29 protein-coding genes and 1 tRNA gene are annotated in these 26,553 nt (G+C 37.9%); 15 read left to right on the top strand and 15 right to left on the bottom strand.

Annotation, left to right across the window (positions count from 1 at the left end; genetic code table 11):
- Nucleotides 1-76: 76 nt before the first annotated feature.
- The 8 genes from rpl12p to QZV03_RS04660 form a co-directional block, all read right to left on the bottom strand.
- The gene (rpl12p, locus tag QZV03_RS04695) at nucleotides 77-382 is read right to left on the bottom strand and encodes a 50S ribosomal protein P1 (protein WP_295000801.1); all 306 of its coding nucleotides are present in this window, start codon (nucleotides 380-382) and stop codon (nucleotides 77-79) included.
- 61 nt (nucleotides 383-443) lie between these two features.
- Nucleotides 444-1,454: a 50S ribosomal protein L10 gene (locus QZV03_RS04690; protein WP_296874540.1), complete on the bottom strand. Its 1,011-nt coding sequence runs from the start codon at nucleotides 1,452-1,454 to the stop codon at nucleotides 444-446.
- On the bottom strand, nucleotides 1,454-2,092 hold the full coding sequence (locus tag QZV03_RS04685) for a 50S ribosomal protein L1 (RefSeq protein ID WP_296874539.1): 639 nt from the start codon (nucleotides 2,090-2,092) through the stop codon (nucleotides 1,454-1,456). Before QZV03_RS04685 ends, QZV03_RS04690 begins: the two co-directional genes overlap by 1 nt.
- Before the next feature lie 179 nt (nucleotides 2,093-2,271).
- Nucleotides 2,272-2,754: a 50S ribosomal protein L11 gene (locus tag QZV03_RS04680; protein WP_296874538.1), complete on the bottom strand. Its 483-nt coding sequence runs from the start codon at nucleotides 2,752-2,754 to the stop codon at nucleotides 2,272-2,274.
- Nucleotides 2,754-3,224, bottom strand: coding sequence for a transcription elongation factor Spt5 (locus QZV03_RS04675; RefSeq protein WP_292605964.1), 471 nt, complete (start codon nucleotides 3,222-3,224; stop codon nucleotides 2,754-2,756). The genes QZV03_RS04680 and QZV03_RS04675 overlap by 1 nt, the downstream gene beginning before the upstream one ends.
- 235 nt (nucleotides 3,225-3,459) lie before the next feature.
- Nucleotides 3,460-3,639 (bottom strand): protein translocase SEC61 complex subunit gamma, encoded by a 180-nt coding sequence (locus QZV03_RS04670; protein WP_296874537.1) that lies wholly within the window; start codon nucleotides 3,637-3,639, stop codon nucleotides 3,460-3,462.
- 111 nt (nucleotides 3,640-3,750) lie between these two features.
- Complete coding sequence (gene ftsZ, locus QZV03_RS04665; RefSeq protein WP_296874536.1) at nucleotides 3,751-4,887, bottom strand: cell division protein FtsZ; 1,137 nt, start codon at nucleotides 4,885-4,887, stop codon at nucleotides 3,751-3,753.
- Nucleotides 4,888-5,010: 123 nt separating this feature from the next.
- The gene (locus tag QZV03_RS04660; RefSeq protein WP_296874535.1) at nucleotides 5,011-5,586 is read right to left on the bottom strand and encodes a pyruvate kinase alpha/beta domain-containing protein; all 576 of its coding nucleotides are present in this window, start codon (nucleotides 5,584-5,586) and stop codon (nucleotides 5,011-5,013) included.
- Nucleotides 5,587-5,664: 78 nt separating this feature from the next.
- On the opposite strand from QZV03_RS04660, the gene QZV03_RS04655 reads away from it, so the two are divergent.
- From QZV03_RS04655 to QZV03_RS04615, 9 genes are all read left to right on the top strand, one after another.
- The gene (locus QZV03_RS04655; protein WP_296874534.1) at nucleotides 5,665-6,525 is read left to right on the top strand and encodes a coenzyme F420-0:L-glutamate ligase; all 861 of its coding nucleotides are present in this window, start codon (nucleotides 5,665-5,667) and stop codon (nucleotides 6,523-6,525) included.
- Nucleotides 6,526-6,681: 156 nt separating this feature from the next.
- Nucleotides 6,682-8,568: a nucleoside-diphosphate sugar epimerase/dehydratase gene (locus QZV03_RS04650; protein WP_296874533.1), complete on the top strand. Its 1,887-nt coding sequence runs from the start codon at nucleotides 6,682-6,684 to the stop codon at nucleotides 8,566-8,568.
- Between the two features lie 3 nt (nucleotides 8,569-8,571).
- Nucleotides 8,572-9,774: a DegT/DnrJ/EryC1/StrS aminotransferase family protein gene (locus tag QZV03_RS04645; RefSeq protein ID WP_296874532.1), complete on the top strand. Its 1,203-nt coding sequence runs from the start codon at nucleotides 8,572-8,574 to the stop codon at nucleotides 9,772-9,774.
- An 80-nt stretch (nucleotides 9,775-9,854) separates the two neighbouring features.
- Nucleotides 9,855-10,373 (top strand): transcription factor E, encoded by a 519-nt coding sequence (gene tfe, locus QZV03_RS04640; RefSeq protein ID WP_296874531.1) that lies wholly within the window; start codon nucleotides 9,855-9,857, stop codon nucleotides 10,371-10,373.
- Nucleotide 10,374: 1 nt separating this feature from the next.
- Nucleotides 10,375-10,866 (top strand): TIGR00295 family protein, encoded by a 492-nt coding sequence (locus QZV03_RS04635; RefSeq protein ID WP_296874530.1) that lies wholly within the window; start codon nucleotides 10,375-10,377, stop codon nucleotides 10,864-10,866.
- A 1-nt stretch (nucleotide 10,867) separates the two neighbouring features.
- Complete coding sequence (locus tag QZV03_RS04630; protein WP_296874529.1) at nucleotides 10,868-11,779, top strand: DUF5591 domain-containing protein; 912 nt, start codon at nucleotides 10,868-10,870, stop codon at nucleotides 11,777-11,779.
- 59 nt (nucleotides 11,780-11,838) lie between these two features.
- The gene (locus QZV03_RS04625; protein WP_296874528.1) at nucleotides 11,839-12,123 is read left to right on the top strand and encodes an iron-sulfur cluster assembly protein; all 285 of its coding nucleotides are present in this window, start codon (nucleotides 11,839-11,841) and stop codon (nucleotides 12,121-12,123) included.
- 101 nt (nucleotides 12,124-12,224) lie between these two features.
- Nucleotides 12,225-12,299, top strand: a tRNA-Ile gene (locus QZV03_RS04620).
- 115 nt (nucleotides 12,300-12,414) lie between these two features.
- Nucleotides 12,415-12,930, top strand: coding sequence for an amino acid-binding protein (locus tag QZV03_RS04615; protein ID WP_296874570.1), 516 nt, complete (start codon nucleotides 12,415-12,417; stop codon nucleotides 12,928-12,930).
- Here QZV03_RS04615 and QZV03_RS04610 read toward each other — a convergent pair.
- The gene (locus QZV03_RS04610) at nucleotides 12,919-13,200 is read right to left on the bottom strand and encodes a HypC/HybG/HupF family hydrogenase formation chaperone (protein WP_296874527.1); all 282 of its coding nucleotides are present in this window, start codon (nucleotides 13,198-13,200) and stop codon (nucleotides 12,919-12,921) included. The two genes, QZV03_RS04615 and QZV03_RS04610, sit on opposite strands and share 12 nt — an antisense overlap.
- 80 nt (nucleotides 13,201-13,280) lie before the next feature.
- Here QZV03_RS04610 and QZV03_RS04605 point away from each other — a divergent pair, with 80 nt between their 5' ends.
- The gene (locus tag QZV03_RS04605) at nucleotides 13,281-14,582 is read left to right on the top strand and encodes an NAD(P)/FAD-dependent oxidoreductase (RefSeq protein ID WP_296874526.1); all 1,302 of its coding nucleotides are present in this window, start codon (nucleotides 13,281-13,283) and stop codon (nucleotides 14,580-14,582) included.
- 5 nt (nucleotides 14,583-14,587) lie between these two features.
- Here the strand turns inward: QZV03_RS04605 and QZV03_RS04600 are convergent, their stop codons facing one another.
- The 4 genes from QZV03_RS04600 to QZV03_RS04585 form a co-directional block, all read right to left on the bottom strand.
- Nucleotides 14,588-15,640, bottom strand: coding sequence for a glycosyltransferase (locus tag QZV03_RS04600; protein WP_296874525.1), 1,053 nt, complete (start codon nucleotides 15,638-15,640; stop codon nucleotides 14,588-14,590).
- Nucleotides 15,641-15,784: 144 nt separating this feature from the next.
- Nucleotides 15,785-16,831 (bottom strand): glycosyltransferase, encoded by a 1,047-nt coding sequence (locus tag QZV03_RS04595; RefSeq protein WP_296874524.1) that lies wholly within the window; start codon nucleotides 16,829-16,831, stop codon nucleotides 15,785-15,787.
- Nucleotides 16,832-16,836: 5 nt separating this feature from the next.
- On the bottom strand, nucleotides 16,837-17,802 hold the full coding sequence (locus QZV03_RS04590) for a cell wall biosynthesis protein (RefSeq protein WP_296874523.1): 966 nt from the start codon (nucleotides 17,800-17,802) through the stop codon (nucleotides 16,837-16,839).
- 43 nt (nucleotides 17,803-17,845) lie between these two features.
- A complete protein-coding gene (locus QZV03_RS04585; protein WP_296874522.1) occupies nucleotides 17,846-18,907 on the bottom strand; it encodes an mRNA surveillance protein pelota in 1,062 nt (353 codons plus the stop codon).
- Nucleotides 18,908-18,962: 55 nt separating this feature from the next.
- Between QZV03_RS04585 and QZV03_RS04580 the strand changes: the two genes are divergently transcribed.
- From QZV03_RS04580 to QZV03_RS04565, 4 genes are all read left to right on the top strand, one after another.
- Nucleotides 18,963-20,273 (top strand): prephenate dehydrogenase, encoded by a 1,311-nt coding sequence (locus tag QZV03_RS04580; RefSeq protein WP_296874521.1) that lies wholly within the window; start codon nucleotides 18,963-18,965, stop codon nucleotides 20,271-20,273.
- A gap of 310 nt (nucleotides 20,274-20,583) precedes the next feature.
- Nucleotides 20,584-22,788: a CDC48 family AAA ATPase gene (locus QZV03_RS04575; protein WP_296874520.1), complete on the top strand. Its 2,205-nt coding sequence runs from the start codon at nucleotides 20,584-20,586 to the stop codon at nucleotides 22,786-22,788.
- A gap of 353 nt (nucleotides 22,789-23,141) precedes the next feature.
- On the top strand, nucleotides 23,142-23,468 hold the full coding sequence (locus tag QZV03_RS04570) for a hypothetical protein (RefSeq protein ID WP_296874519.1): 327 nt from the start codon (nucleotides 23,142-23,144) through the stop codon (nucleotides 23,466-23,468).
- 8 nt (nucleotides 23,469-23,476) lie between these two features.
- Nucleotides 23,477-23,866, top strand: coding sequence for a hypothetical protein (locus QZV03_RS04565; protein ID WP_296874518.1), 390 nt, complete (start codon nucleotides 23,477-23,479; stop codon nucleotides 23,864-23,866).
- 54 nt (nucleotides 23,867-23,920) lie between these two features.
- On the opposite strand, the gene QZV03_RS04560 is transcribed toward QZV03_RS04565, so the two are convergent.
- Entirely contained in the window at nucleotides 23,921-24,574 is a 654-nt protein-coding gene (locus QZV03_RS04560) for a 3'-5' exonuclease (protein WP_296874517.1), read from the bottom strand.
- Nucleotides 24,575-24,581: 7 nt separating this feature from the next.
- Complete coding sequence (locus QZV03_RS04555) at nucleotides 24,582-25,436, bottom strand: methanogenesis marker 8 protein (protein WP_296874516.1); 855 nt, start codon at nucleotides 25,434-25,436, stop codon at nucleotides 24,582-24,584.
- 837 nt (nucleotides 25,437-26,273) lie between these two features.
- Between QZV03_RS04555 and QZV03_RS04550 the strand changes: the two genes are divergently transcribed.
- Nucleotides 26,274-26,447 (top strand): hypothetical protein, encoded by a 174-nt coding sequence (locus QZV03_RS04550; RefSeq protein WP_296874515.1) that lies wholly within the window; start codon nucleotides 26,274-26,276, stop codon nucleotides 26,445-26,447.
- Nucleotides 26,448-26,553 lie beyond the last annotated feature (106 nt).

Genomic DNA, 26,553 nt, shown 5'->3' with positions numbered 1-26,553 from the left:
TAAGCTTTTAAAAAAATAGTCAGTTCGTTGATCAAAAAGAAAAATAAAAAAAAGAAAGGTGATAGATTTAAAAAATCTATCCGAAGAGAGCACCTAATCCAGCTGCTGCTTCTTCTTCAGAAGCTTCTTCTTCTTCCTCTTCTTCTTCCTCTTCTTCTTCAGCTGCTTCAGCTGCTGCAGGTGCAGCTGCAGGTGCTGCTGCTGCCATTGCAGTAGTTTCCATAGCTTCGTCGATGTCAACGTCTTCTAAAGCTGCGATTAAAGCTTTGATTCTAGCATCATCAGCTTCAATTCCTGCTGCTTCAATAATACTTTTAACATTTTCTTCGTTAATATCTTTTTCTGCACTGTGCAAAATCATTGCCGCATATATGTATTCCATGTTATCACCATTAATTTTTTAAAGTGTTAGTTTTTTATAATAATAAAAATTTTAAATTAATTTACCCGAAGAGAGCTCCTAACCCAGCTGCTGCTTCTTCTTCACTACTTTCTTCTTCTTCCTCTTCTTCCTCTTCTTCTTCAACAACTTCTTCTACTACTGGAGCAGCTGCTACAGCAACATTGGAAAGTTTTTCAGCTAATTCATCGTCAATAGCACCAGGTGCATCTGCAACTTCGGATGCTAATGCTAACATCTTAGCTTGTGCTAAACCAATGATTGGTTCTGAAGTTTCGGAAGTCATTATAGCTGCTTCTACACCGACATTGATTGCTCTGGTGTATGCAAGAGTAATGATAGTGGAAATAGTTTCATCAGTAGGGATAGCTGCGTTAACAGATAAGTTGAATGCATTTCTGAATGCATTTTGTACGTCAGCTAATGTTTGTTCTTCATCGATTGCTAGTAAATCAGAAGTATAAACAGATCCTTCTTCATATACTGCTTTTAAATCAATTCCTACTTCCATAGGATTAATATCCATTCTTGATAATGTTGCTGCAACTTGTTTGGATACTTCTTCACCAGCTGCTACTACAACAGTTTCTTTTTGAACGCATATTTTTCCTTTGTCAATTTTTGCAGGAATTCCGACTTGTTGTAATTCACCTAAGAATGGACCTGGTTCAAAACCGGTGTCCCCTTCAGGTACAATAATATCATCAGTTGCAATAGATCCTGGTTTTGCAGGAGCTGAGGTTTTGCTGTCTTCTAATATTTTGTATAATTTGAAAGGGTTCATTTCAGTTGCGATAAGTGCAACTTGACCATCCATATGTTCAGACAAATCAACAATGTTGGTTTTTTCAGCATTGCAATCTTCAAAAGCTAAATCAATAAGGTTTTTCTTGGACATTCTGATAACAGCTTTACCATTTAATGATTTTCTCATTTCTTGGAGCTGTTTAGCAGGAATGTTCATTAAGTCAACAATACCGATTACATCGTATTGACCGATTAAACCGATTAGCTCTTTAACTTCTTCCTTTTTCCATTCAGCAACATGAGCCATTAGATCACCCTCACTACTGGTCCCATAGTTGTTTTAATAAACATGGACTTTATTTGACTTCTTCCTTTTTCTAAATTGCGGTCTAAGACTGTTAGAACAGTTTCCACATTTTCAGCTATATCCTCGTCTGACATGTCTTGGCTTCCAACAACAATCTGAATACTTGGTTGTTGTTTTACACCTACTTTGACAGTACTTTGTAATCTTTCTAAAAGAGGATCTAATTTGATACTTGCTGGCACTGGTTTAGGCATTTTTCCACGTGGACCTAAAACTGGACCGAGGAATCTACCTACGAGTGGCATCATATCAGCTTGAGCTACTAAGAAATCAACAGAGTTAGCCATTTTTTTAGCTGCTTTTCTGTCTTTTCCGAACTCTTCTAAATCCTGTTTGTTAATTACAACGTCAAGACCAGCATTTTTAGCTTGAACAATGAGTTCCCCATCAGCAATGACTCCGATTTTAACATCTTTGCCACGGCCGTTAGGAAGAGTAACTTCCTCATTAAACCTATTTTCTGGTTTTTTGACATCTAAGTCACGGATATTAATAATAATATCTACGGACTCAGTGAAGTTTCTCGGCTTAGATTGTTCTTTAGCCTCCTTCACCGCGTTAACTACATCTTGTGTCATATTCATCCCCCATGAACGTATGTTCATTGGATATTTTTTTCGGTTTCATGAGTATCGATTACAAGAAAAAAATTCTTAAACGATTGCATGAATTAAAAACAGTATATCAATTATAAACTTAATTATAACATCATATACACTGTATTTATTAACTTAATTTAAATTTTAAAGGACAATATTTATTCTAATAAAATATCGTCGTATACTCCAGCATCTACGTCTTTTTGTGCTTCTCTTGGGTCTTTACCATCAACAGATAATCCCATACTTACACAGGTTCCCATAACTTCTTTGACGCCTGCTTTGTAATCGTTAGCGAGTAATGAATCGAATTTCATTCTAGCGATTTTTAAAGCGGTTTCGATAGGGACATCATTGATGATGTCTAAACCTGGTTCATGAGAAGCTTTTTCGATGCCTAATTCTTCCATGATGAGTGCAGTGGTTGGTGGAGTACCAATTTCAATTTCGAATTCTTTGGTATCTCTGTCAACACTGATGATTACAGGTACTTTCATTCCTGCAAAGTCAGCACTTTTTTTGTTGATTTCTTCAACAACTTGCATCATGTTAATACCGAGAGGTCCTAAAGCAGGTCCTAATGGTGGTCCTGGAGTAGCGGTTCCACCTTCGATAAGAACTTCGACTGTATCTTTAGCCATCAGTCAGCCTCCTTTTGAATTATTCTAATTTGATCAGCTTTTACAGTAACCGGAATAGGTACTGCCGCTTCTATTAACTCAAGAACGACTTCTTCACGTGATTCATCAATACGAACCACTTTTGCTCTTTCACCTTTAAATGGACCAGAAATAAGCTCAACAATACTTCCTTTTTGGATTGAGGAAATAATAGGTTCTGGCTTTAAGAATCTTTTTACTTCTTCGAAGGTAATTCCAACACTACCTTCAACAACCCCTCTTAAATGTTGTACCTTTAAGTCAGGGTTTCTGAGATCTATTTTGGTTGAAGATTCAACTAAGATATATCCTTTTAAAGATTCTGGAACAAGAATTGATGAAATGCCTATGCCATCAATGGTTCTAGCTTTACGTGCTAGAAGTCTGGCAACATTTCTTTCTTGACCTGCAGAGGTCTTAAGAGCATATATGGAACTGTTAGTATCTTCCATTAAAAATTCACCTATTTTTAAAGTTTTTTCTAGTTAATAAAATCATACATTAAGTTAAAAATATTATAAAAGCCATTATTTCCAGATAGAAAATTCTGAAAAATAAGATTTCTATAATATTAATATTTATGATTAATCATACTATATAAAAGTTTTCAAAAAAAATATATTTTTTGAGAAAAAAATAATGCAACAAAAAAAATTAAAATTGGATCAAAAAAATAAGAAATTGGTTTTAGATACCAATTAAGGAACCTAAACAAACTATGATATAACCGATACCACCAACAACAACTACTCCTAAAGCAGAAATTTTGGCTAAATCGACATATTCATTAGCATCAGGTTTTCTTGATACTTTTAATACTCTTTTTGCATCTTTTATAAATTTGTCAAAATCTTCTTGTACATTCATTTGAATACCTAAATTAAAAAATTGATAATAATAAAATAATTGTAATAAGATAATTTATAACTTAAACATTAATAAATCTTTGCATTATTACAAAAAATAAAAAAGATAGAATTAGAAAATTCCATCAATAAAATCATCTAATTCATCACTGGTGGTTTCAGATTCTTCACTCTCATCGATATAATCAATATCTTGAGTGTCATCTGCTTTATAGTTGTCAGTAATACCTGAAACAACAACAGTGGTCCTAACAGTATTTTGAAGACTTTCATCAATTTGAGTACCCCAAATGATGTTTGCTTCAGGATCAAGTTTGTCAGCAACAACTTGGACGATTTTTTCAGCTTCATGTAAAGTTAAGTCAGAACTACCTGAAATGTTAACCAGAGCCCCGGTAGCATTTGAAATGTCGATATCTAATAATGGGCTGCTTAATGCTTCATGTACAGATTCTAATGCTCTGTCGCCAGAATCTGATTCTCCCATACCAATCATAGCCATTCCAGAGCCACTCATGATACTTCTGATATCAGCAAAGTCAAGACTGACCAGACCTTTCTTGGTAATCAGTTCAGTAATTCCTTTAACAGCTCTTCCTAGGATTTCATCGGAAACCATGAATGCCTTATTTAAAGGCAAGTTTGGTGCGACTTCTAATAGTTTATCATTAGGAATAATAATTACAGTGTCTGCAGCTTCGTAAAGTTTTTCCAAACCCTGATCTGCATTTTCTCTTCTTCTAATTCCTTCAGCAGAAAATGGTAAGGTAGCTACAGCAACAGTCAATGCACCTAATTTTTTAGCGATTTTAGCGATGATTGGTGCTGAACCGGTTCCGGTTCCTCCACCAAGACCACAGGTGACGAAAACCATGTCTGCGCCTTCTAATTCTTCTCTGATTTCATCTTCACTTTCTTCAGCGCATTCTTCACCTACTGATGGTTCTCCTCCTGCACCTAAACCTTTGGAGGTTTGTCTACCTAAAAGGATTTTTGTACCGGATTGACTGTAAAATAAATCTTGAGCATCAGTATTTACTGCAATTGTTGTTGCACCTTCGATACCCATTTCATTTAATCTTGAGATGGTATTGTTACCTGCTCCTCCAGCACCAACAACAAAAATATTAGTCTTAACACCTTTCATAATACCTATAAGCTCATCATCAATGTCAGATGTGAGTTTATCAGGTGCTTTTTCTTCCATTCTTTCTTCGGATTCTTTGATTGCATCATCTATAAATTTCACAAATTAACCCCACATATCTGCTATTTAAAAATATTGTTATATATTTCTATGATAACTAATATTTAAATGCAACTAATTATATATAAATATGAAAAAATTTCGACGAAATTAAAAATAATTTCATCATTCTTTTGGCATTGCAACTATCTCATGAAACTTCAGGTTGAACAGGTCCTTGGCGTTTACAGGTGTCAAAATGACTGCAGTATCAACACCGTGGCCCCTTCCACCGATTGCCATGATCTTTTCGCCAACAGGAATCAGACCGGCATCCGCCGCCATGATTGAAATTTCAGCTGAAACCTTTACACCATGGGAGAACATTCTCAATGTATCTGCCACAATATCCAAAGGAGAGAAACCTCCATATTTATTGGTCACTCCTCTTGCAGCTCCACTGAAGGCATGAGCACCAATATATGTCTTTATTCCGACTTTTTCCAACTTTTCAATCATTTCATCTGTGATGTCAGCCTCGTTTTCGGCACTGAATCCCATGTGATGGGTAACGTTTATGATTTCAACATCAAAGTCGTCCAATGCGGCATGCAATTTCAATGCGGATTCGCCTGTTGATGAAGCTATCAGCACCCTTTTTACATCACATGAAGCGTCGAATTTGTCTTTAACGGATTTAATCAAGTCGTCTGTGTAGTTTTCACCCTGTTTTTCGAAATATGTGATAAATTTTCTTTCCATGTCAATTGCCCCTAACAAGATAATCATTAAATAGTTAGTTAATTTATATTATAATATCGATTTTTAATAAAGATTTTTATGACAGTGCGTGAACTTGAAAATATTAAACATGTAGTCAATGGAGATTATGTTGTAATTCCAATTGAAACCGGTTACATCAAGCCAAATGACAATCTTGATTGTATAATCAATCCGGCAAGAGAAATCATGAAAGATGGAGATTATCTGGTCATTGCGGAAACTCCCATCTCAGTCAGCCAGAACCGTCTGGTCGATGAATCAAAATACACTCCCTCATTGACTGCGAAATTCCTGACAGTGGTGTGGAGCAAGTACCTGTGGGGATATGTTTTAGGACCATTACTCAAGATTAAAAAGAGAACCATCAAGAATTTGAGAAAGCTTCCAAAGGAAACCGAAGCACATAAGGAAGTTGTACTTCAGTTGTATGGTCTCAAGCATGCGCTCAAACCCGCTTCAGAGGCAGGAATTGATTTAAGCAATGCCCCAGGAACATACGTTTCACTGCTTCCGGACAATCCCGAAAAGGTAGCGAAGGACTTGAAAAGGGAAATCGGAAAAGAGGTTTGCGTGATGATTATCGATACCGACGCCACATACATGAAAAACGGCAAGTACTTTACAGGCCTTCCGATAGCAATTGACGGAATTGATGCGAACAACGGATTTTTCGGATACGTCAAGGGACAGCTCTCAGAGAATATGGGATCCACCCCTTTAGGATGCAGCGAAGAGATCGGTGTTGAAAAAGCCCTTAAAATTGCAAACATTGCAGAGGACTACCAGAAATCACTTTCAACTGAAATGAAGACAATCCATAGTGTCAAGGCAGTTTTGGGTTCTGAAATTGATGAAGTCACCATTGAAGATTTGGATTCAATTACCCATACGCCTGCAGTCATCATAAGAAAAATTTAGATGCTACCACCATTTAAATAACATTCAATCCAATATCATAACCGACTGATTGGAAAAAAAGATGCAGAATCCCTAAAAATTAAGAAAAAGAAAGTTTTATATTTATGATTTGCCAAAAATATATAATTAATATAAATTATATATGGATTGATTTTTGTGAATGTGGACAATATTGCCAAATTTAGAAACTATTTATTGCCTTTAGCCGATTGTTTATCAATCATCTTAGGTTATTATTTCATATCAGTACTCATTACAGACTCATTTTTAATGAATCCTACAAGTGATGTTACAAAGATGGAAATTCTAACAGGAATTGTTTTATCAATAATCGTTTATCAGATTGTTTTCAGGTTAACAAAAAGATATTCGAACATTATCCGTTATGAAAATAACCAGGATTACATCGTGTATTTTATTCTTTCAATAGTTTCCGCATTGATTGTCTCAATTATCGAAGAAGTAATTTTAAAAATGAAAAATCCGTCCATCCTGCAAAATTTAATTATTGGATCAATCATTGGAATTATCCTCATCACATACCGTTTGATTATAAAATATTATCTTTTAAACAATGCCCACAAGGATATGAAAACCCCTGAAGGACACAAGAAGAATCTTTTAATAATTGGAGGAGGATACTCTGCAAACGACATAATCAAAACCTTAAATTCCTCACTAAAAGGAAAATATGAAATAATCGGTATCATCGATGACAACAACAAGCGCAGAGGATATTCCGTCGCCGGAGTAAGGATTATCGGAAACAGAAACGACATAGCAAAAATCTGTGAAAGGGAAAACATCGACGAGATATTCTTTACAATAGTAAACATCGACAACAAAAACAAAAAGGAAATCCTTGAAATATGTAACAAAACCTCCGCAAAGGTAAAGGTCCTTCCTAGTTTGAGGGAAATCATCACAGAGGAGAATCTCTACAGCAGCCTAAGGGACGTAAGCATTGAGGATTTGCTTGGAAGGGACCCTGTCGAACTTGACAACCACAACATCAAGAACCTGATCAACAAGCATGTCGTTCTGGTAACCGGTGCGGGAGGTTCCATAGGTTCAGAACTCTGCAGACAGATAATGCTTCACAATCCAAAGCAGTTGGTATTGCTGGACAATTACGAAAACGGACTGTATGATATCGAAGTGGAACTTAAATCCACACATCCAAACAATGACATAAAGGCAGTTGTCGCAAACATCCGTGAAAAAGACAGGCTGGATGCAATATTCGAGCAGTATTCACCGGAAATAGTATTTCATGCGGCTGCCCACAAGCATGTTCCGCTGATGGAAAACAACCCGACAGAAGCAATCAAGAACAATGTATTCGGAACATACAACCTGGTCAACTGTTCAGACAAATACAACATCAAACGATTCATTCTAATTTCAACAGACAAGGCGGTCAATCCGACAAACATCATGGGCGCCTCCAAAAGGTTATGCGAAATGATCATACAGGCAAAGGACAAGGAAAGCTCCACAGAATTTGTCGCAGTTCGTTTCGGTAATGTTTTGGGAAGTAACGGATCTGTTGTACCTTTATTCAAAAGACAAATCGCCCATGGCGGACCTGTAACCGTTACCCATAAGGAAATTACAAGATTCTTCATGACAATACCTGAAGCGGTTGCACTGGTACTTCAGGCAATTACATATGCTGAAGGTGGAGAGATATTTGTACTTGATATGGGAGAACCCGTCAAGATTTACGATTTGGCAAAAAGCCTAATTGAACTGTCAGGATATACCCTTGGAGAGGATATGGAAATCGAAATTACAGGCATGAGACCTGGTGAAAAGCTTTACGAAGAGCTGTTGATGAATGAGGAAAACCTCGAATCAACAAAACATGACAAGATATTCATAACAGAATCCATGGACTTTACAATGGACGATATTGAAGAGAAATTGGACATGTTCAGAGACATCATAAAAGATGAGAATACCTCAAAAGAGGAGATAAAAGAAACCATGAAAAAATGTGTTCCAACATATAAGGAACCTGAAGAAGTTAACGGAGAATAAATCATGATGAATATTCAATTTTCACCCCCGGACATTACAGAAGAAGAAATTGATGAAGTTATTGCAGCATTGAAATCCGGATGGATTACAACCGGACCTAAGACAAAGGAATTTGAAAGGCAGATAACCGAATATTGCGGAAGCGAAAAAACCGTTTGTCTAAGTGCGGCGACAACTGCCCTGGAGATGACCTTACGCGTATTGGGCATTGGTAAAGGTGACGAGGTTATTGTACCCGCATATACATATACAGCATCATGCAGTGTAATCTGCCATGTTGGAGCAACCCCAGTTATGGTTGACAGCCAACCGGACAGGGAAGAAATGGACTATGAAAAAATGGCCGATGCAATAACAGACAAAACAAAAGCCATCATTCCTGTTGACATCGCAGGTATCCTATGTGATTATGATAAAATCTTTGAAGTTATTGAAAGCAAAAAGGATTTGTTCAGTCCGGCAAACGAAATTCAAAAGGCATTCAACAGAATAATTGTCGTGGCGGATTCAGCACATGGTTTTGGTGCCATGCAAAACGGCAAAAGATCCGGAACCCTTGCGGATTTTACAACCTTTTCATTCCATGCTGTTAAAAACCTGACAACAGCCGAAGGGGGAGCCGTGACCTGGAAGTCACATGAGGGAATTGACAGCGAAAAGCTTTATAAGGAGTATCAAATCTATTCACTTCACGGCCAGACAAAGGATGCCCTTGAGAAAACCCAAAAGGGTTCATGGGAATATGATATCCTAATTCCGGCATACAAATGTAATATGACTGATATTCAGGCTGCAATCGGTCTTGTGCAATTGAAAAGATATGACGATATGCTCAAAAGAAGACATGAAATCATAAAAAGATATGAAGATGCATTCAAAGATACAAGAGTCACTGTTCCAAAACATACCGGTGACAACCATGCTTCTTCAGGACATCTCTACCTTGCAAGACTTGAAGGTGTGGGCCTGGCTGAGCGAAATGAAATCATTGTTAAAATGGAAGAGTGCGGAATCAGCACAAACGTTCACTACAAACCGCTCCCATTATTGACTGCCTACAAGAATTTAGGATTTGACATTAAAGATTATCCTAACGCTTACGGATTATTTGAAAATGAAATAAGCCTTCCAATCTACACTACCTTAAGCGATGAGGAAGTAGATTATATTGCCTCAAACTTGTTGGAAATTCTTGATAATTATTAAATCAGCAATGTTTTTATAAGAAAAAAAATATATCTAATATCAATTTTATGATTCACATATAATGTTTTAGGGGAAATTAAATGTTAAACGATCCATTAGTAAAGACTTTATTAACCAATGTTGTAGAAGATGAAAGCAATTTTCCGATTGTTGAAGCCCTGAATGAAGGTGTGGACACCGATGAAGAAATTGCAAACAAAACTGGAATCAAACTGAATATCGTTAGAAAAATTCTTTATAAACTTTACGATTTAGGATTGGCAAGTTATAAAAGAAGCAAAGACCCTGAAACACAATGGTTCACATATACTTGGAAATTTGAAAAAGAAGAAGTTATCAACCATATCATAAAAGATTCTGAAGATTATTTAAAAATGCTTAATGATGAACTTGAACGTGAAGAAAACAACATGTTCTTCATCTGTCCACAAGGACACGTTAGACTTGTTTTTGATGATGCTTCCGATTATGAGTTCCTTTGTCCTGCATGTGGAGAGGAATTAGAATTCCACGACAATGAACAAACCATCAAGCAGCTTAAGGAAGACATCGAAATGGTTGAAAGTAATTTCAAATCCTTCAGTGACAAAAATAGATAAAATGGAAATTGAATTACTTAAAAAAGAAAATACTCCAAGTAATGTCATCGACCACTGCAAGGCAGTTTATAAAAAGGCTATGAAGATAGCCTCTAATTTTGATAATGCAGACACCGAACTCATCAGAAAAGGTGCCCTTCTGCACGATATTGGAAGGTCCAGAACCCACGGCATCACCCATGCAATAGAAGGTGTTGAGATTGCCAGAGGATATGGATACTCCGAGGACGTGCTGAACATAATTGAAAGGCATATCGGTGCGGGAATTACCCCTGAGGAAGCCAAAAAGCTTGGACTTCCAGAGAAATCCTACGTTCCGCAAACACTTGAGGAAAAGATAGTTGCACATGCAGACAATCTAATCAGCGGAACCGAGGAAGTTGACATTGATTTTGTAATAAGCAAATGGAAAAGGACCATTGAAGACAGCGATGACAATATTGAAAGACTGATTGAACTTGATAATGAATTGATTAAATCTTTTGAGGAATAACATGAAGGTAATTTGTTCTAGTGAAGAGTCCCTTTATCGTCCGGAAGCGGTAAGGTGGAGACAGAGAATGGAGATTATGAAACCATTGGGCGACACTGTCGTTCTGCTCCCGTGCAGTATGAAAAAGCCTTACTCCAATTCCAAATCTCATCAGAAGTTTAGAAAGCTTACAAGATCATTTCAGGAACTTATCGTTACATCACCTTTCGGAATATGTCCAAGGGAACTTGAAAACACATTTCCAATTCAGTCATATGATGTAAGTACCACAGGCTCCTGGTCAAGCGATGAGGTTGAAGAAAGCGGCAAGCTGATAGCCAAATACTGTGAAGGCAAAAAAATTGTAGCAAACCTTGCCGGAGGATATCTGGAATCCCTTGAAGCGTTTGTTGACGATTTTGTCAATGTCTGTGAGGACGACCGTCCGACTTCCCCTGATTCTCTTTATAATTTAAGGATGGAACTTAAAAATCACGAAAGAGTCAACAGAAGAGAAAAAACATTGCATGAACTTCGCTCAATTGCAAAATACCAGTTTGGTGAAAATGGAGACAAATTCATACCTGACAATGTCAAAACCAAGGGAATGTATCACAAAAGGATTTTATCAAACGGCACACAATTGGCATTGCTGAATAAGGATTACGGACTGTTCAGATTAAATCTTGCCGGTGGAGAAATCCTCAAGGATTTGGGAATCCATATTGTCAACATCGATTTTGACTTGCAGACCAATACTGTTTTCGCACCAGGAATCGAAAAGGCAGACCACAAGATTCTTCCAAATGACGAAGTGGCGGTTGTACGTGACGACACCGTTGTTGGAGTGGGAAGAGCTGTCATGACAGGCCGTGAGATGGAAGAGTGCAGGAATGGTATCGGTGTTAAACTGAAGCACCGTTTGAAAAAATAACAATATTTATAAATAACATTATTAATAGTTATAAATACAAAAATTAGAGGAGACATATTATGTCAGAAGATTTAGTAAATGATATTAAAGACGCAATTACTCCAATTAACGACCCTCACATGGGAATCAGTATCGTAGAAATGGGAATTGTACAAAACATTACCGTTGATGGTGATCAAGCTAAAATTACTCTTAAACCAACCAACCCAGGTTGTATGAGTATTACTCGTATCGCTGCTGATACTAAAATCAGAGCAGAAAACGTTGAAGGAATTGAAAAAGCTATTATTACTGTTGAAGGACATGCCATGGCAGAGTCCATTAACGAAATGATTAATAGATAATTTTTAAATTTTTTTAAAAAATTACCTTTTAACCGAAACAGTTATATAGGGTAATTTACATATGTATTAGTGTTGACAGTTAACTGTCACACAAATCACATAGGCTAGTGGCACAGCTTGGTTAGCGCGCTCGGCTGATAACCGGGAGGTCATGGGTTCGAATCCCATCTAGCCTACTAAAACTATTTTTTTGGGAATTTTTCAATTACATAACAATTTTATCGACTTTTTTTTACAAACTATTAAATATCATATTCAACAAATTATAACTTGAATGTACAAAAAGTTGGAATGATGATTAAAATGTGGGAAAAAGTAAATGAAAAATTTAAAAAATATCCGGCAAGACTGCGCGTTGCAGAAAAGATGATTGAACTTGGACTGTCACTGAATGAAGACGGGAAAATATACTGTGGAAACTTGAAAATCAGCGACAAGGCACTTGCAACAGCAGCAGAAGTTGACAGACGTGCAATAAAATCAACAATTGAGGTTATCAGAGAAGATGAAGATTTGTATAACCTGTTCAACAACATCATACCAGCAGGATCACTTCTAAAAAACATCGCCAAAAACCTTGATTTGGGAGTAATCGAAATTGAAGTGGGCAGCGAAAGCGAAGGAATTCTTGCAAACACCACAAATCTGATATCAAAAAAAGGTATAAGTATTAGACAAGCCTATGCCGAAGACACAGAACTTCAAAAAAATCCAATACTAACAATAATAACCGAAGAGCCCGTTAAAGGCGACTTGATTAATGAATTCTTAAAAATAAAAGGAGTAACAAGAGTCTCAATTTATTGAGTCGTAGAACTCTTGTCTTGCTTGTTCCATTTCTTTATCTTCTTCTTCAAGAGTTTCCAAAAGTTCTTCCCAAGCTTCTAAAGATTCTTTAGCAGCTTCTTCACTTAATTTTTCAATTGCATAACCGGCATGGATTAAAACATAATCGCCAAGCTCGACTTCAGGTAAAAGGTCGATTTTAGCCTGTTGTCTTGCCCCACCAAAGTCAGCAACTAAAATTTTATCTTCCCTGTTAATCTCAACAACGTGAGCAGGTGCTGCAATACACATAATTATCCATCTCCAAAATTTATATATTATTAATATAAAAGTTTGTATTATATAAAACTATCTAAACAGGTGAAATTTAAATGAAAAATATTGTTATCGGATCCGGTCCCGCAGGAAGATTAGGGTCACTTGAACTTGGAAAGTTAGGAGAAGACGTTACTTTAATTGAAAAAAATCATATAGCAGGAACCTGTCTGAATGAAGGATGCATGGTTGTCTGCGCACTTACAGACATTACAAAATTTATCGATGAAAACAACCGTTTCAACAAACACGGATTTCTCAAAAGCCAAATTGAAATTTCATATGAGAAAATTGTTGAAAAAATTACAGAAACACAGCAAATGCTTAGAAAACTAAATCAAATGGAAAACGAAAGTGTTGGAAACAATGTCATTTATGGTGAGGCCAAAATTGAAGACGGAGAGGTAATAGTCAACAATGAAAGCTTTGAATGGGACAATCTGATGATTGCCACCGGTGCAAGGCCATTCATTCCGGATGTCAAGGGAAAAGAGTTTGGACTTACCAACAAGGACATTCTAAAACTCGATGACGTGCCTGAAAAGTTAAATATCATTGGGGGAGGAATAATCGCATGCGAGATTGCCAACATCTATTCAACCCTGGGAAGTGAAGTCAATGTACTTGCAAGAAGCACATTTCTGAAGGAATTGGCACCTGAAACAAAAAGATACGTTTTAGAAAAGCTCATGCCTGACGTCAACATAATGGAAAACACAAATGTTAGTGAAGTCTTTAAAGACAAGGTCCTAACTACCGACAACCAGGAACTGGAGGGGATTCCATTTTTTGCAACCGGAAGAACCCCTAACAGTGAAATAGCTGAAGGATTCGTAGAGCTCAACCCTGATAAAACCATCAAAGTAAATGAAATGATGCAAACTAATGTTGATAATGTATATGCAGCAGGCGATGTTACCGGAGGATATCAACTGACTCCAGTAGCTAGAAAAGAGGGCATCACAGCAGCAAGGAATATGGCAAAGTATGCAAATAAAATAAGCTACGACTGCATTCCTCAAACATTAAGTTTGAACACTGAAGTGAGTTTTGTAAAAAATGAAAAACTGGACCTTGATGATGATGAAAAATCAACAATTGCAATACCTGGAATTGCAGGTCCCGGTGCATTCTGGAAAATACTTGAGGGAAACACCGGCTATACAGAAATAGACTTTGATGGGAAAAACAATAAAATAGCTAAAATCAACTCAATATCCCCATCTTCAACAAGCGATATTGCATACCTTTCCTATCTGATGAGAATGGACTATGATTTGGATGATTACGGTGAATTTTTAGAGGTACACCCATCAACCGATACCAATTATAAAATAATTAAAAATCTGTGGCTGTAATGCCACTATTCATTTACTTTTTTTAAGACGTCATCAACCAGAGTGTCACTGGCTTTAAGACATTCCTTCGCATAGAATATTGATTTTTCCTGAAGATCATCATAATCCTTAAAAGCCAACTGAACGTTTTCATATACATCCTTAACTTCAGATTCTATGATTGCCCCCTTAAATACTCCTGCGATGTTCTGATATCTTCCCCATTTGACACGGGCAAGTATGACAATAGGTTTTTTGCAAGTTATGGCCTCTGCAATCGAGATTCCGTCATCAGTCAAAACCATCAAATCGCTGTACTCAAACAAATGGTTAATCCAATTAATATATCCCAGATAGATGATTCTATCCTCATCAATCAAATCGGAATATTCCTCATGCAACGGCAGACCGACCAAAACCAGATTGTATTCATCACTCTTACTTGAGACAATGTTCATCGCATCAATTGTACCCTTGAATATTGATGATCCTGAAGAAAAGACGATTGTCTTTTTGTTTTCATCGAAATTCGGATAATCTCTTAACTTGTCCAGAGCGATATCAGAATTGCCCTCAACAATATTGTCAGATAGAGGATAATGTGTTTTTTTGACGTTTTTCGGCAAAACATCCCACTTGAACTTTTCAGATTCGGGGAGAATATAACACTGATTCAGTTTTGGACATATTCGGGTATCAAGCGGAGTTAGGCAAATCGAAAACGTTGGCTTTCGAGAAACTTTACCTGCAAGAGAAGCAATAACCGCTCCTCCACCCAGTACACCTACCACAAAATCGACACCCAGTTTTTTGATAAGGTCTCTTGCAACAAACATTGCCTTCAATGATTTTGATGCTGCAGAAAATGTAGATGATTTTGTTGCAGACATACCTCCGGCATGGGGAACTGATATTCTATGCCAATCGTATCCGTTTTTTTCAAACAATGTCCCGACTGCAGACGAATCAAGGGCAACTTCACACTGAATTCCCCTTTTTTCAAATGCCCTCATGGTATTTAAGGCAATCATTGAGTCTCCACCCAAACCCCTGCCTGTAACGATAAACAAAGCTTTCATAGATTTTCCCCTGTTAAGATGAATATGAAAAAGTCATGAATATTCATCTTAAATTGATAAAAATTAAAAATCATAAAATAGATTTATATTTAATAACTCGCATTTTATATTTAAATCTTTATATTTGTTGTAGAAAGGAAGTAGTTATATTCTACTTAAGATATCTGTTGCCAAATCATCGGCAGCATCCAAACATTGCTGACCATAAACAAGGGCCTTTTCCTGCATGGCATCATAGTTTCTGAATGCCTCATCTATGCTTTCACAGACATTTTCAACTTCAGATTCTATCATTGCACCCTTGAACACACCAGCCATGTTCTGATATCTTCCCCATTTGACACGTGCAAGAGCCACAATAGGCTTTCCATTGGTGAATGCCTCTTCCAGGGACACACCGTCATCTGTGAGAACTGTCAAGTCTGCAAACTTGAAAAGATGATTGATCCAGTCAATGTAACCGGCATAAATTATTTTGTTTTCATCAATCAGCTCACCGTATTCCTCTTTTAAAGGAATTCCGACCAGCACAAGATTGTATTCATCGGTCTTGTCTGCAACAATGTTTATCCCATCAATCATGCCCTTGAATATTGATGAACCTGATGAAAATACGATTGTTTTTTTGTTTTCATCGAAGTTTGGATATTCCTTTAGCTTTGAAAGTGCTATTGCCTCATCACCATCACCCATATTATCTGAGAGAGGATAAAATGCCTTTGCAGTATTTTTCGGCAGTGTTTCCCATCTGAACATGTTCAGTTCAGGCAATATATAGCACTGGTTGAATTTGGGACAGACCTTTGAATCAAGAGGTGTTGATATCAGTGAGAATGTAGGTTTTCTTGCAACCTTACCTCCAAGTGAGGCGACAATTGCCCCTCCGCCCAGAACACCTACGACAAAGTCAACCTTCAGTTTTTTGATAAGGCTTCTGGCCTTGAATGTTGCGGCGAATAGCTTGACACCACCTTTTATCGCTGAGAGTTTGGTAGCGGAATGGCCTCCGGCATGAGGAACAGAAATCTTATGCCATTTGTATCCGTTCTTTTCAAATAGTGTACCATGAGCGGAGGCATCCAGTGCAATTTCGCATTGAACTCCCTTTTTCTCAAGTGCCTTCATTGCATTGAGTGCGGTCATTGCATCTCCACCCAATCCTCTACCAGTAACGATAAATAAACATTTCATATAAATCATTCCCTTCTTTCAAGCCTTGGAACATAATTATCCGGAATATAGCTTTTTGCATGACTTGCATGAGGATTATATAACAATCTTCTAAATCCTAAAAGAATCAACAATGGGGATCTGACATCATATTGCTTGTCTTTAAGCACCCATTTTCTGACAAGATCTCCCAATCCCCCTCCGGTCAACACATCCATGAAAAAGTCCCCGAATGTAGGGTCAAGCAATCTCAATTTCTGACGGAAGAATACGGTTAGGTTATTCCTTCTGACAAAAGCAATCAGTGCTGTTGTGATTATTCCGAAGACAATCACTCCAACCAATCCTCCCATAACATAGAATGCTGTTCCAAGCGCTACACCGAAAGTGTGGTTTCCAACTTCGCCAAGCATGATTTTTCCTGAAAAGTCAAGTGGAGAGTATGCAAGACAAACCACAAGTATCAGAAGCGGAGTGTACATTGCAGGCAGTTCCGCATAGTCCGGTGAACCGATAAGAAGCATTACAAGAATTGTCAAAACTGACATTATGATTGTCACGATACAGGTTGATCCAGGCTGCATGTCTGAAATGTTCATTGGCTGAACCATCAGCGCGATAAATATAGCTGACAGTCCCAATCCTTCAGCCAAACCGACAATCATGACAAGAATTATTCCAATTCCCCTTGACAACTGTCCATATTCAATATTAAAACGGTAGGATTTTCTGCGTCCAAGAATATCATCGATTAATGCAAAAATACCTATTATCAAAATCAGATTGTTGAATTTTGGAAGCATATAAAATGAAAGGATTATGAACGGCACAATTCCCACTGCACGTGGAATACCTCCCCGTACATTAGGAAAGAGATTTCCCATATATCCCCTTTTTCCCAAAAATCTGAATATAATATCTATTACAGCCGTACCGACTGCAGATACAATAAAAACAAATATTAATGCAAAAAGTATCGATGAATACATCATTTTAAATCACATATTAATTTTAATTCTTTTTAATATATAAATATTAATTAATAGGGTATCTTAAAATGGCCGCCATACCTCCGAGGCTTTCCAGTTGCTTTCCGCCCTCATGTTCACTGCTGATGACCATGACATCACCCTTCATGTTCTCGACCATGTCCATTGCATCGCCCATATTCTCGCTGGCCACCTTGGTGTCAAGAATCAGCAGCTGTTCAACCGCTCCAAGGTTGATTGCATTCTGGGTTTCGCCAACACCATATGCAATTTTAGAGGAATTCTTACCGATTTCAGTGAGCAGGTTGTTGATGGCTCCCATCTCCAGGGCAACACGATTTTCGGAAGTCAGCTTTTCGACTGTGCCCTTCTTTAAAACCTCGCTTATTCCGTTCCTTCCACCGGAACCTGTAGGCTCGACGATTGAAATCTTTGAAAGGTCGGGGTGTTTGTCTTTCAGATAATCATGAAAATCGTTTTTGACAAATCCCGGTCCGGCAATTACAATGTTCTGGATTGCATCGAACTTTGTTACTGACTCGATTACCTTTTCATAGAACTCAACAATGTTCTTTTGCCTGTTTTTGTCTACAATGCGCTTTCCTGAGACATGTCCCTTAATCGGACCGTAATATTCAATGCCGAATTGCCTCATCAAACCCAATGTTGCGGTATCGTCTTCAAGAACCACTATTATTGCCGCCAGTTTTTTGGATGCCTCGATAGCCTGGTTAACCCTTTTGATTGCCCATTTTGGCCATCTCGGCTTTCTGATTTTCAATGGGGTGTTGAGCTTGACCTCAAGGGTGTGGTGTGATCCCAGTGGAATCAAATCCTCAGGCCCCCTTGTTATGACTCCGGTCAACCTTAATTTTCCTGTGAACAGGTGAAATGAAATGTTTTCAATATCAAGACCCAAAGTGAATGTTTTCTTAACTCCCCTATCACTTCTCAGCTTATCTCCCGTATTGTCCTGTATCCTACGGGTGGTTTTTGAGGACGCATTGTCTCCAACTTCAATTATGTGGGACAGGTGCCACAAATCATCCAGGGTTTCAGGGACAACCTCAACCATTCCTTCCTTTTCATCTTCCTTTACGATTTTCATAATTGTCACATTAATTTTCTAGATAATAATATATACCTATAAATTAAAATATTTAATGATTAAAATGAATGTTGGAATTATTGGTGGAACAGACGGTTTAGGAAAGACACTTGTTTATTATTTTAGAGACGAATTTGAGGTATACATTACCGGTACCAATCACAAAAAGGGCAGAAAGGTTGCTGAAGAGCTTGACGTCAGTTATATTGAGTCCAATGCAGGAATTGCAAACATCTGTGACATGGTGATTGTTTCCGTTCCGATTCAGCACACATCCTCCGTGATTCGCGAAGTTGCCCCATTCATGAAAAGCGGTTCGGTAATGATTGACGTTACATCCATCAAGGAGGAGCCTTCAAAGACAATGGCGGAGGTTCTGCCCGACAATGTCGAATACATTCCAACACACCCGGTTTTCGGCCCCCGCACCACCAGACTTGACAATCAGGTCATTGTATTGACCGCAGACAAAAAAGGCAAGTGGTATAAGAGGGTTTATGACTATCTCGCATCCAAGAACATGAGAATCATCGAAACCACCGCTGAAAAGCATGACTTCATGATGAGTATTGTGCAGGTTTTGACTCACTTCTCATTCATCTCAACCGCTTCAGCCATTGAAAAGCTGAAAGTTGACCTGACAGAAAGCGAAGACTATGAAAGTCCGATATACAATCTGATGATTGATATGATTGCACGTATCGTTTCTCAAAACCCTTATCTGACATACAACATCCAATCCATGAACAGCAACGGCCCGCACATCAGAAATACATTTGCCGAAGCCGTTACCGAATTGAGGGATGTCATCAATGCTAAAGATGAGGAGAAATTCGTTGAAATTGCAATCAATGCTACAAAGCATATGGGCGATATCACAAATGCATTGGGTAGAAGTGACAAGGCCATAGGCGCATTGAACTACGAATACAGCTATCTGAACGAATGCATAGGTCAGGAAATTGGTTTGAGGCACATCTATTCCGGAAAGGTCCATATTGGAGTTCTTGAAGAGCTTGACAACAAGACTGCAGTTTTGAAAAGAGGCAATAAAGTCAAGAAACTCCGTATAGCAAACATCAGAATCATGCTTCCAGATGAGCTTCACCAGTGGAAAGTTGAAAATTCAGCAAAAATCACCAGATCAATAAGTTGCGTATTTTCAAAAAATGTTAATGTTGAAACCATCCAGAACACAGTGATGAAAATAGACAATATAATAAATATCAAGCTGATTGATGCATATAGCGGTTCGCAAATCGCTGATGATTCAATAAGTCTGACATTTGAAATCATTGCCCTTGAAAAAGATGCCGTCAAAAATGTTGAGAACCTGTTCATCGGTTTTGGCGGAACAATCAGATAATGTTTTACATGATACGAACAATGATTAAAGTGTCTAAAAGTAATTAAATTTTAGAATTTAATATAATCAACTATTTTTTTATATTTTTTATCAAAAATATTTTTAAGATATTTTTAGAGTACCAAAATAACAATAAAATTTCTATTTATTAATTAAAGCCATTACAATCCATTTTAAAAAATCGGCTGAACCGAAACCTTTATATACTAAAACATACACAGATTAGTTTGTCAATAAAGTTACAAAAAGTAACAAAAAGATTTTGACATTACAATTACATTTACATTACAGCCAAAATGGAGATGATAAAATGGCAGAAAATGAAATCACATTAAAAGTTGCAGAAGCAATTTCACAAAAGGATGTAGGTCAAGGAGTTGCAAGGCTTGACCCAAATGTCATGGACAATTTAGGAATCCATGAGAGAGACCTTATCGAAATCGTTGGTGAAAGAAGAACTGCAGCAATTGCCCTTCCTTCACAAACAGACATTGGCCTTTCAGTAATAAGAATCGACGGATTGGTCCGTAAAAATTCAGGAGCAACAATAGGTGGAGAAGTTACAGTCAAAAAAGCACAGGCTACAGAAGCTAAAAAAGTTGTTCTTGCACCAACCGAAGACAATATCCGTGTACAAGGTGATGTTCGTGGACTGTTTGCAGGAAAAGTGATGGTACAGGGAGACATCATCGGATCCCAAATCCGTGCACCAAGACCTGGTATGGGAAGAGGATTCAACAGTCTCTTTGATGAGCTCATGGACTTTACCCCTGCAATGCGCGAAATCAAATTCGCAGTAATCTCCACAAATCCTAAAGACATCGTAATAGTCGGTCCGAATACCGAAGTGCAACTGCACGAAACTCCTGTGGATGTAAGTAAAATCGAAGGAGTAAGCAACCTCGTTGATGTAAGCTACGAGGACATCGGTGGGCTAAAAGAGGAAGTCAAAAAAGTAAGGGAAATGATTGAAATCCCTCTTAAAAGACCTGAACTCTTTGAAAAACTGGGTATCGCACCACCTAAAGGTGTACTCATGCACGGACCTCCTGGAACCGGTAAAACCTTACTGGCAAAAGCAGTGGCCAGTGAAAGTGACGCTCATTTCATTCTGATAAACGGACCTGAAATCATGAGCAAATATGTGGGTGGATCCGAAGAGAACCTCAGGGAATACTTTGAGGAAGCTGAAGAGAACTCACCTTCAATCATATTCATCGATGAACTTGACGCAATTGCGCCAAAAAGAGAAGAAACAAATGGAGAAGTTGAAAGAAGAACCGTTGCACAACTTCTCACATTGATGGACGGCCTTAAATCACGTGGACAAGTGGTTGTAATCGGTGCAACCAACAGACCGGACTCACTTGACCCTGCACTAAGACGTCCTGGAAGATTTGACAGAGAAATTGAAATCGGTGTACCCGACACAGAAGAGAGAAAAGAAGTGCTGGAAATACATACCAGAAACATGCCTCTATCAGATGATGTAGACCTCGATAAAATAGCAAGCACAACCCACGGGTTTGTGGGAGCTGACCTTGAATCATTATGTAAAGAGGCTGCGATGAGAGTAGTCAGAAGAATACTTCCTGAAATCCAAAACGACGAGGAGATCCCAAAAGAAGTTATGGAAAAAATCGTAGTGACAGGCAATGACTTCAAAAACGCACAAAAGGAAATCCAACCTTCAGCTTTAAGGGAAGTCCTTGTGCAAATCCCTGACATCAAATGGGATGACGTGGGCGGACTTGAAGATGTGAAACAGGAACTCAAAGAAGCTGTAGAATGGCCATTGAAACATCCTGAAACATTCCAACGCCTTGGCATAAGACCTCCAAAAGGAACACTGTTATATGGTATTCCTGGAACCGGTAAAACCCTGCTTGCAAAGGCAGTGGCAAGTGAAAGTGAAGCGAACTTCATTTCAGTCAAAGGCCCTGAACTCCTCTCCAAATGGGTTGGAGAATCAGAAAAAGGTGTACGCGAAGTATTCAGAAAAGCTAAACAGGCTTCCCCAACAGTAATCTTTTTCGATGAAATAGATGCAATAGCCAGCGCACGTAGCGGAAACGACACTGACAGCGGAGTAACAAAAAGAGTGGTAAACCAACTATTAACAGAAATGGATGGATTAGAGGAACTCGAGGATGTGGCAATCATAGCCGCAACCAACAGACCGGACATCCTGGATGCAGGCCTTATGAGACCTGGAAGATTCGACAGACACATTGAAGTTAAAGAACCAGATGAAGAAGCAAGAATATCCATATTTAAAGTACATACCAAAAACATGCCTCTATCAAAAGACGTAGACCTCAAAAAACTGGCCAAAAACACAGAAGGTTATGTTGGAGCAGACATTGAAGCTATTTGCAGAGAAGCTGCAATGTTGGCTTTAAGAGATAATCTCGAAACTACTGAAATCCCATACAAATACTTCAAAGAGGCAATCGAAAAAGTGAAGCCAGGAAGCACTCAAATCCAAGATGAACAACTAGTTCAATACATGTAGGGAAACACTCCCTACATAATCAAACTGATATCTAACCATATTTAACCCCGGGAAAGATACGGAAATCTTTCCCAACCTCCATTTAAATTTATAGATAAAATTCTCTACCGTCTGGGAAGATATGGAATCTTCCCACAACCTCTTTTAACTTTTTTTATAATGATCCAATATTGATTTAAGCTTGTAAATTTGTCTTTTGAACTAAATATTGATACCAAATGGTAATTTGACAAATTAAAGATAGGAATAATCTTTATATACTTGAAAAACTAATAGGATTATAGTGGCAGGCAAATAGGATTTTTTCATGACTGAAAAAATTAAGATTATTTACAAATTAAAATGGTGAAAAAATGCTTGAACATTTACAAAACGGTCCAATCATGCCCTCATCAGAAAGTAAAGTCGTTCAAAACGATGAATTCCTATCCAAATTAGAACAAAAACTCATCAAATTAAGTTCTAAATATGGATTAGGGGAAATATTATTTAGAGAAAAGAATCCTTTAAATAATGACTCATTTGCTTCATTCTATATCAGAGCACCAAAAACCTGGTCCAACCAGGAAATCTTTGATGTATGGGATTTAATCTCTGATGAAGTTGATGAATTTGCAGCCAAAGAAGGGCATGACAATTTGATGGAAATCTGCAATGTTGCAGTCTCCGACAGATACTGAGGCAGAACATGACACATGCATTCATACCTCAACATCTTATAGATTTAGCCGAATATCTAAACTCAAAAAATTTTTCGGACAATACCTATGATTTGCAATGCATTGATCGAACAATTATCAATAGGGCATATCTTTCAACATACCTCCACACCCATGATTGGATAATCAACAATGGTCACTACAATGACATCAAAAATTATTCAAAAAATGATATTGGATACCACACAGCAATCTGTATAGCATTAAACAAATTAAACGAAAAGACAATAAGCAAAAAATACGCAGAATTCATTGAATTAAGAGTGGATGCTGATTACAACATAGTAACCATCATCACCTCAAAAGATGCTCAAAAGGCATTGGATTTAGCTTCTCAAATCCAAAACGCATTGCAATAGAAAATTATTTTTTTTAAATCCCCATTTCAAACCAAAAGCAATATTGACTTGAACTCATTTTTTAGGTAAAATATTGCCTGAAGAAACCATGAAATTATTATAATACTGTTTTTTATATTCAATGAATGGGAATATAGGACCACTTACACCAAATTTTGGATTGAAACCAAAAATGTTAATGTATTCCTCCAAGTCAGGACGTTCATTTATCATGGCCCTTGTGACATCCATCAACGCCCTGGTATCATCGATTGCCCTGTGGAAATTGACTTCTTGAATGCCATAATGTTTAACACCGTCAATCAGTTTGTGAGGATATTTCTTTCTGTCCTTCAATACAGTAAGTGTATCAAGCCAATCCATTTTAGAAAGAATCTCATCAGCATCTGGATAATACCTTTGCAAAAGACTGTAGACAAATGAAAGGTCAAACTGTGCATTATGAGCAATCATCAAAGTGTTTGGAGTCAACCTTTGCCTTAAATCCTCAGCAATTTTTGCCTCATCAAAGCCGTCATCATCAAGCATCTGGTCAGTTATGCCAGTGATTTCGGTTATTCTTGGAGGAAGCTTTCCGTCAACCTTTATGAACCTGTCATACTCATCAACGATCTTACCCTCGATGACTGTAATCATGGCCAATTCGATTATCTGGCAGTCACGGCAGTCCAGACCGGTAGTTTCAGTATCAAAATATATAACCTTCATTTTATCATCACAGCAGTTTATGCGGTGCATCATCCTTGTTTCTTGGATATTCATTGGTAGTCAACGGCTTGCCTATTTTTTCAAGACGCACATCAAGCATTCTTCTTCCGTCATCGCTTGCACAGAAAATCGGAACCTTCACTCCATAGTAGTATGGCTTGTGTTCATCCGCATATTCGTCAATGGCCTTTGAAGCGCATGCGGTAACAATATCCGCATTTTCAAACATCATTTCAACCTCTTCGGCTGTTGCACCGGTTGTGTGTGCCACGAATATGTAGACATTGACATCGTCATCGACCGGATAATTCCTGATTTCCTCAATCATTTCACATGGAAGGATTGTTATCGCAATATTCTTGTATCCCCTATCAAGCGCTATCTTTAATCCTTCAAGCTGGTTCAGCTCTGCAGTTTCCGGATCCAATATTATGCAGTCCTTTTCCTCAAGCCCTTTTATGACTTCTGGTATTGGAGTGGTGCTTACAAGACCTGAAACTCTTCCACCTACCCCCTGAACCACACGAGGATTGGTCATTATCAGTGTTCCGGCACCGTCACATGCTCCCACAACACAGTCAATGTTTCCCTTTTCCATATTGGTTTTCAGGATTTCGGATATTCCGACGGTCACCAGGTCATCCATTTCGATTACCCTTTGAGGAGTGCACATTCCGAAGTCATCTATCCTGAACTGTATGTTTTTGCGGATGAATTCCTCGTTCAGCTCATCGACCTTATGCATTGCGTGAAACATTGGACAGTATTTCATCTCGGAGGAGCCGACTTCGGTTATCTGTCCGTTTTCAATTACCACTCTAACTTTTCCTAATGTTTCAATGACATGTTTATCTTCTACCATATAACCACCATCATGATAATTTAAGAAGATTATATTGAACAACCTCACCTTATAGAAGGTGAGGATTCCTAGAGTTTTATTTCCCCGCGGAACCATCGGTTTAACAACCATTTATGATTGTTATAATATAATTTAATTACAATACTATTTAAATTTAAAGAGAGAGCATTTGAAAAGTATGTGCGACGGGATAGGGTCTCCTTTTTCCCTACTTTGTATCAGTGAAACACTTCTTACATGAAGTTGTTTTAATCCCTGTTGTGTTGGGATTTCCTCCTGTGAAATTCCTGGCTTGGTAACGAGTCTAGGAAGTTGCATGAGCAAAATGTCTAATGAAACACTAGTATCCAGTGTCATCAGGGCTAGAGGAAGAATAAGAATGGTTAATTAAAGTGAACGAATGCAAGCATCGTGACAAATGCCGATAGGTAGGATACAAAGCACTATAATGAGTGCTACTATCGATTGCAATTAGGAAATAAGTACTATACTAATACTTATAATGCACAACCCGCAGAATTGCCGGTGTAAAGTTTGGACCTTACCTTATTCGTATCTGATGGGAGATTAACCCGGTAAGCCATTTGAAGTCCTAGAAAAATGTCTATTCTAGGTAAGCGGACTGCGAACGAAGTGGAATTCTTCAGATGGTAGAGGATTTTGAAGAAAGCAAAAGCCGTTATAATCGAAAGATAGCAGGAAAACAGGGAAATTATTAACTGTGAACGGATACCTGCCCCTCTGTGGCAGGCATGGAAACATGGCTGACTTTCAAAGAGTAGACAACATGTAAATAAAACTATTAATGTTTGTTTGTTAAAAGGATGGTGATAAAAGATGAGTTATGCTCAAAACAGTACTGTTTTAGAGTCCACAACATCATACGATACTATATGGTCTGATACCGACTGGAAGAAGACTTATAAGTATGTAAATAAGCAAAGATTTAGGATATTTCGTGCTGAAAGCGAAGATTTTCAGATAAATGTCTATTTGAGCCGTATGTCTTGAAAGAGACACGTACGGTTCTCAAGAGGGTGCGGATGAGTAATCATCCAATCCTATCTAACTCCCCCCTCATTTAATGCAATTCATCCACGACCTTGAAGAGGTCATG

It is taken from the genome of uncultured Methanobrevibacter sp. (assembly GCF_902788255.1).
Taxonomy (GTDB): Archaea; Methanobacteriota; Methanobacteria; order Methanobacteriales; family Methanobacteriaceae; genus Methanocatella.
This window is presented reverse-complemented; position numbering and strand designations above follow the sequence as displayed.

Excerpts from the sequence above, each read along its gene's own strand:
- QZV03_RS04615 (WP_296874570.1), top strand. The coding sequence starts at position 12,415 with ATGATGATTAAAATGTGGGAAAAAGTAAATGAAAAATTTAAAAAATAT.
- QZV03_RS04585 (WP_296874522.1), bottom strand. The coding sequence starts at position 18,907 with ATGAAAATCGTAAAGGAAGATGAAAAGGAAGGAATGGTTGAGGTTGTC.
- QZV03_RS04675 (WP_292605964.1), bottom strand. The coding sequence starts at position 3,224 with ATGGAAGATACTAACAGTTCCATATATGCTCTTAAGACCTCTGCAGGT.
- QZV03_RS04630 (WP_296874529.1), top strand. The coding sequence starts at position 10,868 with ATGAAGGTAATTTGTTCTAGTGAAGAGTCCCTTTATCGTCCGGAAGCG.
- QZV03_RS04655 (WP_296874534.1), top strand. The coding sequence starts at position 5,665 with ATGACAGTGCGTGAACTTGAAAATATTAAACATGTAGTCAATGGAGAT.
- QZV03_RS04570 (WP_296874519.1), top strand. The coding sequence starts at position 23,142 with ATGCTTGAACATTTACAAAACGGTCCAATCATGCCCTCATCAGAAAGT.
- QZV03_RS04680 (WP_296874538.1), bottom strand. The coding sequence starts at position 2,754 with ATGGCTAAAGATACAGTCGAAGTTCTTATCGAAGGTGGAACCGCTACT.
- QZV03_RS04625 (WP_296874528.1), top strand. The coding sequence starts at position 11,839 with ATGTCAGAAGATTTAGTAAATGATATTAAAGACGCAATTACTCCAATT.
- QZV03_RS04685 (WP_296874539.1), bottom strand. The coding sequence starts at position 2,092 with ATGACACAAGATGTAGTTAACGCGGTGAAGGAGGCTAAAGAACAATCT.
- QZV03_RS04550 (WP_296874515.1), top strand. The coding sequence starts at position 26,274 with ATGAGTTATGCTCAAAACAGTACTGTTTTAGAGTCCACAACATCATAC.
- QZV03_RS04635 (WP_296874530.1), top strand. The coding sequence starts at position 10,375 with ATGGAAATTGAATTACTTAAAAAAGAAAATACTCCAAGTAATGTCATC.
- QZV03_RS04600 (WP_296874525.1), bottom strand. The coding sequence starts at position 15,640 with ATGAAAGCTTTGTTTATCGTTACAGGCAGGGGTTTGGGTGGAGACTCA.
- QZV03_RS04565 (WP_296874518.1), top strand. The coding sequence starts at position 23,477 with ATGACACATGCATTCATACCTCAACATCTTATAGATTTAGCCGAATAT.
- rpl12p (WP_295000801.1), bottom strand. The coding sequence starts at position 382 with ATGGAATACATATATGCGGCAATGATTTTGCACAGTGCAGAAAAAGAT.
- QZV03_RS04590 (WP_296874523.1), bottom strand. The coding sequence starts at position 17,802 with ATGATGTATTCATCGATACTTTTTGCATTAATATTTGTTTTTATTGTA.
- QZV03_RS04670 (WP_296874537.1), bottom strand. The coding sequence starts at position 3,639 with ATGAATGTACAAGAAGATTTTGACAAATTTATAAAAGATGCAAAAAGA.
- QZV03_RS04560 (WP_296874517.1), bottom strand. The coding sequence starts at position 24,574 with ATGAAGGTTATATATTTTGATACTGAAACTACCGGTCTGGACTGCCGT.
- QZV03_RS04605 (WP_296874526.1), top strand. The coding sequence starts at position 13,281 with ATGAAAAATATTGTTATCGGATCCGGTCCCGCAGGAAGATTAGGGTCA.
- QZV03_RS04580 (WP_296874521.1), top strand. The coding sequence starts at position 18,963 with ATGATTAAAATGAATGTTGGAATTATTGGTGGAACAGACGGTTTAGGA.
- QZV03_RS04690 (WP_296874540.1), bottom strand. The coding sequence starts at position 1,454 with ATGGCTCATGTTGCTGAATGGAAAAAGGAAGAAGTTAAAGAGCTAATC.
- QZV03_RS04610 (WP_296874527.1), bottom strand. The coding sequence starts at position 13,200 with ATGTGTATTGCAGCACCTGCTCACGTTGTTGAGATTAACAGGGAAGAT.
- QZV03_RS04645 (WP_296874532.1), top strand. The coding sequence starts at position 8,572 with ATGATGAATATTCAATTTTCACCCCCGGACATTACAGAAGAAGAAATT.
- QZV03_RS04575 (WP_296874520.1), top strand. The coding sequence starts at position 20,584 with ATGGCAGAAAATGAAATCACATTAAAAGTTGCAGAAGCAATTTCACAA.
- QZV03_RS04555 (WP_296874516.1), bottom strand. The coding sequence starts at position 25,436 with ATGGTAGAAGATAAACATGTCATTGAAACATTAGGAAAAGTTAGAGTG.
- tfe (WP_296874531.1), top strand. The coding sequence starts at position 9,855 with ATGTTAAACGATCCATTAGTAAAGACTTTATTAACCAATGTTGTAGAA.
- QZV03_RS04660 (WP_296874535.1), bottom strand. The coding sequence starts at position 5,586 with ATGGAAAGAAAATTTATCACATATTTCGAAAAACAGGGTGAAAACTAC.
- QZV03_RS04595 (WP_296874524.1), bottom strand. The coding sequence starts at position 16,831 with ATGAAATGTTTATTTATCGTTACTGGTAGAGGATTGGGTGGAGATGCA.